Origin of the sequence: Pseudomonas sp. Eqa60, assembly GCF_018326405.1 — a bacterium.
Taxonomy (GTDB): Bacteria; Pseudomonadota; Gammaproteobacteria; order Pseudomonadales; family Pseudomonadaceae; genus Aquipseudomonas; species Aquipseudomonas protegens.
In genome coordinates this window covers 6,803,394-6,815,870 of the sequence record NZ_AP024342.1, presented here as the reverse complement: position 1 = coordinate 6,815,870, position 12,477 = coordinate 6,803,394, and the positions used below count along the sequence as shown (strand labels likewise).

The window sequence follows — 12,477 nt, the reverse complement described above, 5'->3', positions numbered from 1 at the left end:
CCATGCAACACGAAGCACACACTCATGGCATCAACATGTCCGCCCTGGGCCGCGACAAGCAGAGCCTGAGCCTGGAACAGGAAACCGTGGCCATCGAAGTGCCCGGCCTGAGCCTGTACTACGGCGAGAAACAGGCGTTGTTCGACGTCAGCATGAACATCCCCAAGCAGCGCGTGACCGCCTTTATCGGCCCGTCCGGTTGCGGCAAGTCGACCCTGCTGCGGACCTTCAACCGCATGAACGACCTGGTGGACGGCTGCCGCGTAGAGGGTGCGATCAACCTCTACGGCAACAACATCTACCGCAAGGGCGAAGACGTGGCCGAGCTGCGTCGCCGGGTCGGCATGGTGTTCCAGAAGCCCAACCCGTTCCCCAAGACCATCTATGAAAACGTGGTCTACGGCCTGCGCATCCAGGGCATCAACAAGAAGCGCGTGCTCGACGAAGCCGTGGAATGGGCGCTCAAGGGCGCGGCGCTGTGGGACGAGGTCAAGGACCGCCTGCATGATTCGGCCCTGGGCCTGTCCGGCGGCCAGCAGCAACGTCTGGTGATCGCCCGGACCATCGCCGTGGAGCCGGAAGTGCTGCTGCTGGACGAACCCTGCTCGGCCCTGGACCCGATCTCGACCCTGAAGGTCGAGGAGCTGATCTATGAGCTCAAGTCCAAGTTCACCATCGTCATCGTGACCCACAACATGCAGCAGGCGGCGCGGGTTTCCGACTACACCGCCTTCATGTACATGGGCAAACTGGTGGAGTTCGGCGATACCGACACGCTGTTCACCAACCCGGCGAAGAAGCAGACCGAAGACTACATTACCGGGCGCTATGGCTAGAAAGCAGCTGCCAGCCGCAGGTTTCACGCGGCGCAACAGAGGCGGTGCGCGACATCCGGATCACTATTTAACTGCTTGAAGCTTGCGGCTTGAAGCTTGCAACTTTCGCGGAGCGAACACGATGATTTCGAAGGAAGGCTTAACCCATCACATCTCCCAGCAGTTCAATGCCGAGCTGGAAGAAGTACGCAGCCACCTCCTGGCCATGGGCGGGCTGGTGGAGAAGCAAGTCAATGACGCGGTCACAGCGCTGATCGAGGCCGACTCCGGCCTGGCCCAGCAGGTGCGCGAGATCGACGACCAGATCAACCAGATGGAGCGCAATATCGACGAGGAATGCCTGCGCATTCTCGCCCGTCGCCAGCCGGCGGCCTCCGACTTGCGTTTGATCATCAGCATCTCCAAGTCGGTGATCGACCTGGAGCGCATCGGCGACGAAGCCACCAAGATCGCCCGCCGGGCCATCCAGCTCTGCGAAGAGGGCGAGGCCCCGCGTGGCTACGTGGAAGTGCGGCATATCGGCGACCAGGTGCGCAACATGGTGCGCGATGCCCTGGACGCCTTTGCCCGCTTCGATGCCGACCTGGCACTTTCGGTGGCCCAGTACGACAAGATCATCGACCGCGAATACAAGACCGCGCTGCGTGAGCTGGCCACCTACATGATGGAAGACCCACGCTCTATCTCGCGGGTTCTGAGCATTATCTGGGTGCTGCGCTCGCTGGAGCGGATCGGCGACCACGCGCGCAACATTTCCGAGCTGGTGATTTATCTGGTGCGCGGCACCGATGTTCGTCACCTTGGGCTCAAGCGCATGAAGCAGGAAGTTGAAGGTACCAGTGGCGAATCCGCTAATGTTCCGGATGAAACTGACGATAAGTAAGAGTGCCCGAGAAGAGCGCCCGGCCTTTTGGCCGGGCGTTTTTGTTTGTGCTCCTGGAAATTGAAAAGCAGCACCCGCGAACGAAAAGTCCCGGCGTGACTGAAGAGTTTTGGCAAAGTGCCATCAGCCAGCGTTATGCTTGCCGGGATTTTTAAAGGGGTGGTCGATGAGTAAGGTAAGTGTGTTGGTGGTGGATGACGCTTCGTTCATTCGTGACCTGGTGAAGAAGTGCCTGCGCAACTACTTCCCTGGCATCAAGATCGAAGACGCGATCAATGGCAAGAAGGCCCAGGCGATGCTCGCCCGTGAAGCCTTCGACCTGGTCCTTTGCGACTGGGAAATGCCGGAAATGTCCGGCCTTGAGCTGCTGACCTGGTGCCGCGAGCAAGATGCGCTGAAGGCCATGCCGTTCATCATGGTCACCAGCCGGGGCGACAAGGAAAACGTGGTGCAGGCGATCCAGGCCGGGGTTTCCGGTTATGTGAGCAAGCCTTTTACCAACGAACAGCTGCTGACCAAGGTCAAGCAGGCGCTGAACAAGGTCGGCAAGCTCGACACCTTGATGAACAGCGCGCCGACCAAGATGAACTCGGCCTTTGGCAACGACTCCCTGAGCGCCCTGACTGGCGGCAAGCCGGCGGTGGTGGGGGCGGCTTCGGCTCCGGTCAATCCGTTCGCCAAACCGGCGGCTGCCGCCCCGGCTCCAGCTCCAGCGGCAGCAGCGCCGGCCCGCGGTTTGCTCAACAGCCCTCCGGTCAAGGCCCCGGCGCCTGCGGCAGCGGCCGGTGGTGGTCGTGGCCAGGGCCAGCTGCGGCTGTCCAGCGGCAACCAGCAGTGTGTGATCAAGGCCCTGAGCATCAAGGAAGCCTTGCTGGTGGTGAAGCGCACCGACAGCCTGCCCCAGGTGCTGGAGAGCGCGGTGCTGGACCTGGAGCAGGGCGACAACGCCGAAGTGGCGCGGCTCAATGGCTACCTGCATGCGGTGGTGGCCTTTGAACCCAAGCCGGACAGCGAGTGGCTGCAGCTGACTTTCCGCTTCGTGGACCAGGATGCCCAGAAGCTCGACTACATCTCCCGCCTGATCGCCCGCGGCACCGCCCAGAAGCACTTCGTTCCCGGCGCCTGATCCTTGCCGGCCGCCTCGCTGTAGGAGCTGGCTTGCCAGCGAGTGCGCCCGCAAGGGCAGCACAAGGCTTGAAGGCCTCTTCGCCGGCAAGCCGGCTCCTACGGCGGCAGGTGCGTAAGCCGCGAGAACACCCTCTTGCTGTGTAGGAGCTGGCTTGCCAGCGAAGGCGCCCACAAGGGCAGCACAAGGCTTGAAGGCCTCTTTGCCGGCAAGCCGGTTCCTGCGGTGATGGGAGGCAGTGGAAATCTGCTGAAAACACTTTCCCACTGCGGGCTTTTGCCGGCCGCCGAGGCGGGCTGCTGCGTCATCCCGCTATCGAGCGAGCAACTCGCAACATAGGCTGTAACCCTCAAGCCACAAGGCGTGCTCCGCCCCCCTCGGTACTTTCCGCCGTACGTCAGATTAATTTCTTTGCGCTTGATTTATATCTGTTTGGATATAGATTTCAGGTGGCGCGCTCTGTTGTTCACCCCTTGCGGCCATGCCTTGAAACAACCCGGCGCGACCGGTCCTGGCCGTGTTGATTAGCCTTGTTCCTGGTTATTAACAGGAGAGGTTCGATGCCCAGGCACAAGGATGTGGTGTTTGTCGGGAGCGCGCTGCGGGATCTCAGGGCGTTCCCTGAAGATGCCCGTCGGGCCGCCGGTTTCCAGCTGGATCTGCTGCAGCAGGGTGAACAGCCCTACGATTGCAGGTCGGTGAAAACCATTGGCCCGGGCGTTTTCGAGATCAGGATCCATGAGGATTCAGGGGCGTTTCGGTTGTTCTATGTGGTCCGGCGGGCCGCGGCCATTTATGTGTTGCACGCGGTGCGCAAGACCACCCGCAAGACCGAGGCGCGGGATATAGAGCTGGCTCGTGCCAGATATCAGGAAACAGGTTCACGCCATGACTGACCAACCGATCAACCAGCGCTTTGCCAGTGTCTGGGATGCCCTTGAAGCCACTCCCCAGGAGGCCGCCAACATGCGCCTGCGGGCCAAGCTGATGCTGGAACTGGGCAAGACCGTGCAGGCCTGGGGGGTGTCGCAGAAGGAGGCGGCCAGGCGCCTCAATATCACCCAGCCCCGGCTCAACGATGTGCTCAGCGGCAAGATCAACAAGTTCTCCCTCGATGCGCTGGTCAACCTCTGCGAGGCGGCGCAACTGGGGGTGGACATCCACTTCGACGCTGGCGGCATTGAACCCCTGGCGCCCGCCTGATTCATACAAGCTCCATATCAGGCTGCTAGCGTGATTCCACCCTCTGCCAAGAAGCTGCCGAATGTTTGTGCGCCTGCTGTTTTTCTGTGGATTGTCTTTAGCCGCCACGTCGCTGGCGGCGATGACTGTGTACAAGTCCATCGACGCCAATGGCGTGGTCTCCTACAGCGACCGGCCTTCGCCGGGGGCCCAGGAGTTCGTGTTCCGCGACCGCATGGTGGAGCACCTTGAGCGCCAGGTGCGCCTGGATATCCAGAAGCACAGGGGGGTGGATGCGGTGTATGTGCGCAATGACCTGTATGCCCCGGTGGAAGTGGAGTTGAGCTTTGCCGGGTTGAACAATGTCAGCGGCGCTCCGGGGCAGCCGATCCGCCAGGTGCTGCCGGCCCGCAGCAGGCAGCGCCTGGCGCTGCTCACGGCGATTCGCGCCGACCAGCCTCTGAGCTATGCCCCCAGGTTCCGTTATTCCCTGGGGGATCCGGCAGGCGCCACCCAGGCCTATCGCTACCCGCTGCCCTGGCGTGGCGGGCCGTTTCGCCTGACCCAGGGCGCCAATGGCCAATACAGCCATTTCAGCCCCAAGAGCCGCTATGCGATGGATATCGCCATGCCGGTGGGGACGCCGATCATTGCCGCCCGGGGCGGGGTGGTGGTGAAGACCGAGAACGCCCAGAACGGGCGGGGCAATAACCCGGCGGGCAATTTCGTCCGGGTGCTGCACGACGACGGCACCATGGGCGTGTACCTGCACCTCAAGCAGGGTTCGGTCAGCGTGCGGGAGGGCCAGCGAGTGGCGGTGGGCAGCCCCCTGGGGCTGTCGGGCAACACCGGCAACAGCAGTGGGCCGCACCTGCATTTCGTGGTGCAGCGCAATACCGGGTTGGGGCTGGTGTCGATTCCCTATCAGTTCAACCAGCCCCTGGGGGATTTGCCGAATTTTGCCCTGGGCAACCAATAACCTGCCCGTAGGAGCCGGCTTGGCGGCGAAAGGGCCGTCAATCCAGCATCAGCACCTTGGCCAGGATGATCTTCGGTCCCTTCATCTTCTTGATGATGATGCGCAGGCCTTCGACCTCCAGTACTTCTTCCTCTTCCGGCACCCGTTTCAGGGTTTCGTACACCAGGCCGGCGAGGGTTTCGGCCTCGATATGGTCCAGGTCGATGCCCAGCAGGCGTTCCACCTTGAACAGCGGGGTGTCACCGCGCACCAGCAGCTTGCCCGGCTGGTAGGCCAGGATGCCGCGCTCAGTCTTGCGGTGTTCGTCCTGGATATCGCCCACCAGCACTTCAAGCACGTCTTCCATGGTCAGGTAGCCAATGACCTTGCCGTCGGCTTCTTCCACCAGGGCGAAGTGCGAGCCGCCCTTGCGGAACTGCTCCAGCAACTGCGACAGCGGCATGTGCCGGGATACACGCTCCAGCGGGCGGGTCAGCTCGGCCAGGTTGAACGACTCGGGAATGTGGTCCAGGGCCGCCAGTTCCAGCAGCAGGTCCTTGATGTGCAGCAGGCCGACGAATTCGTTGCGCTCGCTGTCGTAGACCGGGTAGCGGCTGAACTTGTGGCGGCGGAACAGGGCGAGGATTTCCTTGAGCGGCGCGTTGAACTCGACGCTGATCAGGTCTTCCCGGGAATTGGCCCAGTCCACCACTTCCAGTTCGCCCATTTCCACCGCCGAGGCCAGTACGCGCATGCCCTGGTCGCTGGGGTCCTGGCCGCGGCTGGAGTGCAGGATCAGCTTGAGTTCTTCTCGGCTGTAGTGGTGTTCGTGGTGCGGGCCGGGCTCGCCCTGCCCGGCGATGCGCAAGATGGTGTTGGCGCTGGCGTTGAGCAGGTAGATGGCCGGGTACATCAGCCAGTAGAACAGGTACAGCGGCACCGCCGTCCACAGCGACAGCAGCTCCGGCTTGCGGATCGCCCAGGATTTGGGCGCCAGCTCGCCGACCACGATGTGCAGGTAGGAAATGATGAAGAACGCGGTGAAGAACGACACGCCGCGGATCACTTCCGGAGAGCTCACGCCCAGGGCGCCCAGCAGCGGCTCCAGCAGATGGGCGAAGGCCGGCTCACCGACCCAGCCCAGGCCCAGGGAGGCCAGGGTGATGCCCAGTTGGCAGGCCGAGAGGTAGGCGTCGAGCTGGCTGTGCACGGTGCGCAGGATCTGCCCGCGCCAGCCGTTCTTGTGGGCAATGGCCTCGACCCGGGTCGAGCGCAGCTTGACCATGGCGAACTCCGCCGCAACGAAGAAGCCGTTGAGCAGGACCAGGATCAGAGCAAAAAGAATCATGCCGAAGTCGGCGAAAAGAGACGCGAGGGTAAAACCAGGGGAAGGGTCCATGATGGAGTTTTGCGGGTTCCGTGTATTCGAAAAGGAAGGAAATGCGGTGCCTGAAAGGCAGGCACAAGTTACGCAATGTAGCGGCTGACAGGGCAATTGCCTAGGGGCGAGTGGCTGTCAGCGCTGGTCGGTCAGGCTCTGGGTGCGGTTTTTCTTCACTTGGGCCGGAACGAAATGGCAGGTGAAGGTGCTGCCGTGGCCCAGCACGCTGCTGATCTCCAGGCGCGCACGGTGGCGCAGCAGCACATGCTTGACGATGGCCAGGCCCAGGCCGGTGCCGCCGGTGTTGGAGTTGCGGCTCGAATCCACCCGGTAGAAGCGCTCGGTGAGGCGCGGCAGGTGCTTGTTGTCGATGCCGATCCCCGAGTCCTGCACGCTCAGGTGCGCGCCCTGTTCGTCGCCCCACCAGCGAATGCGAATATTGCCTTCGGCCGGGGTGTATTTCACCGCGTTGAACACCAGGTTGGAGAAGGCGCTGCGCAGCTCCGCTTCGCTGCCCTTGAGTTGTACCGACGCGTCGGCTTCCAGGGTGATGCGCTGGTTGCGCTCCCCGGACAGCGCCTGGGCGTCGCTCTTGATCGATTGCAGCAGCACGTCGATGGGCACCGGCTGGTTGTCCGACGGGTAGTCCGTGGCCTCCAGCTTGGCCAGCAACAGCAGGTCGTTGAGCAGGGTCTGCATGCGCCCGCCTTGCTGCTGCATCTGCTGCAGGGCGCGGCTCCAGCGCGGGTTCACTTCCTCGACGTTGTCCAGCAGGGTCTCCAGGTAGCCGCAGATCACCGTCAGCGGCGTGCGCAGCTCGTGGGAGACGTTGGCGATGAAGTCCTTGCGCATCTGTTCCAGCTGGTGGATGCGGGTCACGTCGCGCACCAGCATCAGGTGCTCGTTGTTGCCGTAGCGGGTGATGTAGAGCTGGATGCGTACCCGGTCGTTGGCCGGGGAGGGGATTTCTAGCGGCTCGGCGTAGCTGTCCTGCTCGAAGTATTCCTTGAAGCGCGGATGGCGCACCAGGTTGGTCACCGGCTGGCCGCTGTCCTGGGGCGTCTTGAGCCCCAGCAGGGTCTCGGCGGCGCGGTTCCACCATTCCAGGTTGCCGTCGCTGTCGAGCATGATCACCGCGTCCTTAAGGGCCGCGGTGGACTCCTGGACCCGGTCGATCACCGCCTGCAGGCGCCCGCGCACCCGCTGATCGCGGCGTTGCAGGTGGTAGATGCTGTCGAACACCTCGCCCCACAGGCCATAACCGTCGGGGGGCGCTTCGTCGGGTTGATGCAGGCGCAGCCATTCGTGCAGGCGCAGCAACTGCTTGAGGGTCCAGGCCAGGTAGATGCCCAGGCCGGCGGCCAGGCTCCAGCCGTAGTAGCCGCTGATCAGGCCCACCAGCAGGCAGCCGGTGATCAACAGCAACATGTGGCGAATCAGGGTGCCATGCCAGTTTTGATTCACTTGAAACACGTCCGTGGAGGGTGGCGCAGCTCCAAGCTGCAAGTGTTGAAGCGGTCACTCATCGGCGTGCCGCTTGTCGCTTGCCGCTGCCGTCAGGCCTTGGTGGAAAAACGATAGCCGGTGCCGCGCACGGTTTGTACCAGATTCTCGTAGGCATCGCCCAGGGCCTTGCGCAGCCGGCGGATATGCACGTCCACGGTGCGTTCCTCGACGTACACATTGCCGCCCCAGACCTGGTCCAGCAGCTGGCCACGGGTGTAGGCACGCTCCTGGTGGGTCATGAAGAACTGCAGCAGGCGGTATTCGGTAGGGCCCATTTCCGCGGGCTTGCCGTCGATGGTCACCCGGTGGCTGATGGGGTCCAGCAGCAGGCCGCCGACTTCGATTGGCGCTTCGCCATCGGTAGGGCCGGCACGGCGCAGCACGGCCTTGAGGCGGGCCACCAGTTCGCGGGGGAGAACGGCTTGGTGATGTAGTCGTCGGCGCCGACTTCCAGGCCCTGGATCTTGTTGTCCTCTTCACCCTTGGCGGTGAGCATGATGATCGGGATGTCCCCGGTCAGCTCGTCGCGCTTGAGGCGCCGCGCCAACTCGATGCCGGAAGTGCCGGGTAGCATCCAGTCCAGCAGGATCAGGTCCGGCTTGCGGTCGACGATGATGGCATGGGCCTGCTGAGAGTTCTCTGCCTCCATGCAGTCATAGCCGGCCATTTCCAACGCAACGGCGATCATTTCGCGAATAGGCGCTTCGTCGTCAACGATCAGAATGCTTCTGCCAACCATGCTTGAACCTCTTGTCATTTAACTGTCTTGCGCCGCATTAGATAACGGAATTATTGCAGTCGTGTGACAGTATTTCAGGTCGCGGGGCGGGGTGCTGCTTCGTGGACTAAGCTTTGAGTCCGATTCCTGACAACCACAAAAGAAGGTTTCCATGACTCTGTTCAAGCAATCGTTGAAAGTCCTGCTGGTAGGCGCTGTCCTGGCCCTGCCGACATTCGCCATGGCCGCCGACCCGGCAATGAGCAAGGACGGCGTGCTGGTGGACCACAAGGGCATGACCCTCTACACCTTTGCCAAGGATGCCGACGGCAAGTCCATGTGCAATGACAAATGCGCTGCCAACTGGCCGCCGCTGATGGCCGAGGGCAGTGACAAGGCCATGGGCAAGTGGACGGTGATCAAGCGTGACGACGGCAAGATGCAGTGGGCCTACGACGGCAAGCCGCTGTATGGCTTCGTGATGGACAAGAAGGCCGGTGACATGACCGGCGAAGGCAAGATGGACGGCGCCTGGAAGGTCGCGAAATCCGACTGACATCCCGCCGCCCTCCGGGCCATTGGCAGCTTGCGGCAGCGGCTACACCGATCTCTGTAGCCGCTGCCGAGCCCTGGCAAAGCTGCGAAAAGGCCCATAGGGCCTTGCTTGACGGTCTAGCGCAACGCGTAATCCAGCACCACCCCGACAAAGATCGCCAGGCCCGCCCAGTGGTTATGCAGGAAGGCCTTGAAGCACTTCATCCGGTCGCGATCCCGGGTATACCAGAACTCCCAGGCGAAACACGCCGCCGCTACCGCCAGCCCCAGGTGGAACCAGCCCCCCAGATTGAACCGTGCCCCGGCCAGCAGCAGGCAGCCCAGGGACAAGCCCTGCAGGGTGAGAATGATCACCCGGTCGGCATCGCCGAACAGGATCGCCGTGGACTTGACCCCGATTTTCAGGTCATCGTCACGATCGGTCATGGCGTAGTAAGTGTCGTAGCCCACGGTCCACAGCAGGTTGGCGATGTACAGCAGCCACGCGGTGGCCGGCAGTTCGCCGTTCTGCGCGGTGAAGGTCATCAGGATGCCCCAGGAATACGCCGCCCCCAGTACCACCTGCGGGTAATAGGTGTAGCGCTTCATGAAGGGGTAGCAGGCGGCCAGGGCCAGGGCGCCGAACGACAGCCAGACCGTGGTGGCGTTGGTGCACAGCACCAGCAGGAAGGCGGCGCCCATCAGCACCGCGAACAGTATCAGGGCCTCCTTGGCGCTGACTTTGCCGGTGGCCAGGGGCCGCTGGTCGGTGCGCTTGACCTGGCCGTCCACCTTGCGGTCGGCGAAGTCGTTGATGGCGCAGCCGCCGGCGCGGGTCAGCACCACCCCGAAGGTGAAGATCAGCACATGGCTCAGGGACGGCTGGCCCTCGGCGGCGATCCACAGCGCCACCAGGGTTGGCCATAGCAGCAGATAGATGCCGATGGGCTTGTCCATGCGCGCCAGTTGCAGGAAGTCCCAGGCCCGCGGGTGCAGGCGATTGAGGGATTTGAGCAGGCTCAGGTACATCAGCAGGCCTCCGGTCGGGCGTCTATGGCGGTCCACAGGCTGGGCAGGAAGATTTCCGCCACCAGCAGGCTCAGGGGGCCGCGGTCAAAGCGTGAGCGACGGCCCCACAGGCCGTTGTCGGCAACGGCAGCGGGCAGCCAGTGCCGGGGGTAGCGGCAGACTTCGATGGGCTGGCGGGTAAAGGCCTGGTCGCAGAACAGCAACTCGCCCAGGGAGCGGCTGCCCAGTTCGTCGATATTCAGGCCGCCTTCGAGCAGGGCGCTGCGGGCGGCGACGCTACGGGCGAACACCCAGGCCTGGCCGTGCCCGCGCAAGTACACCTCGCGCACCCAGCCTTCGCTCTGTTCGGGCAGGCCCAGGGCGGCGCATTCGTCGTTGCGCAGGGTTTGCCACTCTTGCACCAGCGGGGTGACGCTGAAGGCGTTGTGGGACAGCCGGGTCAGGCGCCGGGTCAGCGACCCTTCATCGAACAGCCAGTTGGCAACGGCTGTGCCGGGGAAGGGGGACAAACGGCTTTGCACCAGCCAGGTGGGGGCCGGGGCGGGGGCATTGAGTGCGGCACAGTGGGTCAGTATTGGCAGCAAATGAGGCGGCGAGCTTAGCATGGCGATCGCCGGTTTTGATTGATCCAGGACGCCCGGCGGCACGAACGTGCTTGCATCTGCCGGTAGTGATCAGTAAAAAACCCCAGTGCCGGACGCTGATCAGCGTGGCCTTCTAGAGTCGATCCATCGACCGACCCACCGGCGAAGCCTGAACCCTTGAGGAAATGCATCAATGAAAAAGTGGCAATGTGTGGTCTGCGGCCTGATTTACAACGAAGCGGAAGGCTGGCCGGACGACGGTATTTTGCCGGGTACCCGTTGGGAAGATGTACCCGCGGACTGGCTCTGCCCGGACTGCGGCGTGGGCAAGATGGATTTCGAAATGATCGAGATCGCTTGATCGACTTTTGTGGCTTGAACAACCAATAACAAGGAGCAGGGAATGAGCGCACCGGTAGTGATCGTGGGGACGGGCCTGGCGGGTTACAACCTGGCCCGGGAGTTTCGCAAGCTCGACAGCGAGACGCCGCTGCTGTTGATCACTGCCGACGATGGCCGTTCCTACTCCAAGCCGATGCTGTCCACCGGCTTCGGCAAGAACAAGGACGCCGACGGCCTGAGCATGGCCGAGCCCGGCGCCATGGCCGAGCAGCTCAAGGCCGAGGTCCGCACCCACACCCGCATCAGCGGCATCGACCCGGGCCACAAGCGTCTGTGGATCGGCGAGGAAGCGGTGGCCTATCGCGACCTGATCCTGGCCTGGGGCGCGGAAACCGTGCGGGTGCCGGTGCAGGGCGACGCATCCGAACTGATTTTCCCCATCAATGACCTGGAAGACTACGCGCGCTTTCGCAGCGCCGCGGCCGGCAAGCGTCGGGTGCTGCTGCTGGGCGCCGGGCTGATCGGCTGCGAGTTCGCCAATGACCTGATCCTCGGCGGCTACAGCGTGGACCTGGTGGCACCTTGCGAGCAGGTGATGCCGACCCTGCTGCACCCGGCCGCAGCGGCGGCGGTCCAGGCCGGGCTGGAGAGCCTGGGCGCACGCTTCCACCTGGGCCCGGTGCTCAACCGCCTGCAGCGCAGCGCCGACGGTCTGGAAGCCCACCTGTCCGATGGCCAGGTGATCGCCTGCGACCTGGTGGTCTCGGCCATCGGCCTGCGCCCGCGCATCGACCTGGCGGCTGCCGCCGGGCTGGTGGTCAATCGCGGAGTGGTGGTGGACCGCGAGCTGAAAACCTCCCACGCCAATATCTATGCCCTGGGCGATTGCGCCGAGGTCGACGGTCTCAACCTGCTGTACGTGATGCCGCTGATGAGCTGCGCCCGGGCGCTGGCGCAGACCCTGGCGGGCAAGCCGACAGCGGTCAGCTACGGGCCGATGCCGATCACCGTCAAGACTCCGGTCTGCCCCCTGGTGGTGTCGCCGCCGCCCCGTGGCGCCGAAGGCGTATGGACCGCAGAAGGGCAGGGGGCCGACATCAAGGTCCTGTGCCGCAACGCCGATGGCCAGTTGCTGGGCTACGCCCTGACCGGGGCCGCGGTGATGGAAAAACTGGCCCTGAACAAGGAACTTCCTGCGCTGCTGGCTTAAATACCGGTCGTTCTGTCGGAATAACCCGGTTCTTGCCCTCACAAAGGTCGCGGGGAGACTGGCGCCACTCTCAAGCGCGTGCCATCCTCACACCCGTCTGCCGCAGCGTAGAGCCTGCGGCGCCTTGGGCGCTGTTCCCGTGAACAGCACGGACATAACAACAAAAAACCGTCAAAGAGGCTTCACAC

At 63.3% G+C, this 12,477-nt stretch carries 13 protein-coding genes and 1 pseudogene; 9 read left to right on the top strand and 5 right to left on the bottom strand.

Translation table 11 applies throughout. The features are described from left to right. The first annotated feature begins 2 nt into the window (after window positions 1–2). The 6 genes from pstB to KI242_RS31005 all read left to right on the top strand — a co-directional run bounded on the left by pstB (window position 3) and on the right by KI242_RS31005 (window position 5,006). A complete protein-coding gene (gene pstB / locus KI242_RS31030; RefSeq protein ID WP_011064282.1) occupies window positions 3–836 on the top strand; it encodes a phosphate ABC transporter ATP-binding protein PstB in 834 nt (277 codons plus the stop codon). Window positions 837–957: 121 nt separating this feature from the next. Then, window positions 958–1,719 carry a phosphate signaling complex protein PhoU gene (gene phoU / locus KI242_RS31025; protein ID WP_011064281.1) on the top strand — a complete coding sequence of 254 codons (762 nt, stop codon included), beginning with the start codon at window positions 958–960 and terminating at the stop codon, window positions 1,717–1,719. A gap of 166 nt (window positions 1,720–1,885) precedes the next feature. After that, entirely contained in the window at window positions 1,886–2,845 is a 960-nt protein-coding gene (locus KI242_RS31020; protein WP_019093932.1) for a response regulator, read from the top strand. 560 nt (window positions 2,846–3,405) lie between these two features. After that, a complete protein-coding gene (locus KI242_RS31015) occupies window positions 3,406–3,741 on the top strand; it encodes a type II toxin-antitoxin system RelE/ParE family toxin (RefSeq protein WP_011064279.1) in 336 nt (111 codons plus the stop codon). Beyond that, a complete protein-coding gene (locus tag KI242_RS31010) occupies window positions 3,734–4,048 on the top strand; it encodes an XRE family transcriptional regulator (RefSeq protein ID WP_011064278.1) in 315 nt (104 codons plus the stop codon). Before KI242_RS31015 ends, KI242_RS31010 begins: the two co-directional genes overlap by 8 nt. Window positions 4,049–4,109: 61 nt before the next feature. Continuing rightward, on the top strand, window positions 4,110–5,006 hold the full coding sequence (locus KI242_RS31005) for a M23 family metallopeptidase (protein ID WP_212805791.1): 897 nt from the start codon (window positions 4,110–4,112) through the stop codon (window positions 5,004–5,006). Window positions 5,007–5,043: 37 nt separating this feature from the next. Here KI242_RS31005 and KI242_RS31000 read toward each other — a convergent pair whose 3' ends face one another. The 3 genes and pseudogenes from KI242_RS31000 to phoB form a co-directional block, all read right to left on the bottom strand. Then, window positions 5,044–6,384: a hemolysin family protein gene (locus KI242_RS31000; protein WP_011064276.1), complete on the bottom strand. Its 1,341-nt coding sequence runs from the start codon at window positions 6,382–6,384 to the stop codon at window positions 5,044–5,046. Window positions 6,385–6,501: 117 nt separating this feature from the next. Then, entirely contained in the window at window positions 6,502–7,794 is a 1,293-nt protein-coding gene (gene phoR, locus KI242_RS30995) for a phosphate regulon sensor histidine kinase PhoR (protein WP_186355251.1), read from the bottom strand. 128 nt (window positions 7,795–7,922) lie between these two features. Continuing rightward, window positions 7,923–8,611, bottom strand: a pseudogene (gene phoB, locus KI242_RS30990) (phosphate regulon transcriptional regulator PhoB). 151 nt (window positions 8,612–8,762) lie between these two features. Between phoB and KI242_RS30985 the strand changes: the two are divergent. Beyond that, a complete protein-coding gene (locus KI242_RS30985) occupies window positions 8,763–9,146 on the top strand; it encodes a hypothetical protein (RefSeq protein WP_011064274.1) in 384 nt (127 codons plus the stop codon). 116 nt (window positions 9,147–9,262) lie between these two features. Here KI242_RS30985 and ubiA read toward each other — a convergent pair whose 3' ends face one another. Together ubiA and KI242_RS30975 are read right to left on the bottom strand one after the other, a co-directional pair. Continuing rightward, on the bottom strand, window positions 9,263–10,153 hold the full coding sequence (gene ubiA, locus KI242_RS30980; RefSeq protein WP_011064273.1) for a 4-hydroxybenzoate octaprenyltransferase: 891 nt from the start codon (window positions 10,151–10,153) through the stop codon (window positions 9,263–9,265). After that, window positions 10,153–10,758: a chorismate lyase gene (locus tag KI242_RS30975; RefSeq protein ID WP_212805790.1), complete on the bottom strand. Its 606-nt coding sequence runs from the start codon at window positions 10,756–10,758 to the stop codon at window positions 10,153–10,155. The genes ubiA and KI242_RS30975 overlap by 1 nt, the downstream gene beginning before the upstream one ends. Window positions 10,759–10,930: 172 nt before the next feature. Between KI242_RS30975 and KI242_RS30970 the strand changes: the two genes are divergently transcribed. Beyond that, entirely contained in the window at window positions 10,931–11,098 is a 168-nt protein-coding gene (locus tag KI242_RS30970) for a rubredoxin (protein WP_011064271.1), read from the top strand. 42 nt (window positions 11,099–11,140) lie between these two features. Then, window positions 11,141–12,289, top strand: coding sequence for an FAD-dependent oxidoreductase (locus tag KI242_RS30965; protein ID WP_011064270.1), 1,149 nt, complete (start codon window positions 11,141–11,143; stop codon window positions 12,287–12,289). Window positions 12,290–12,477 lie beyond the last annotated feature (188 nt).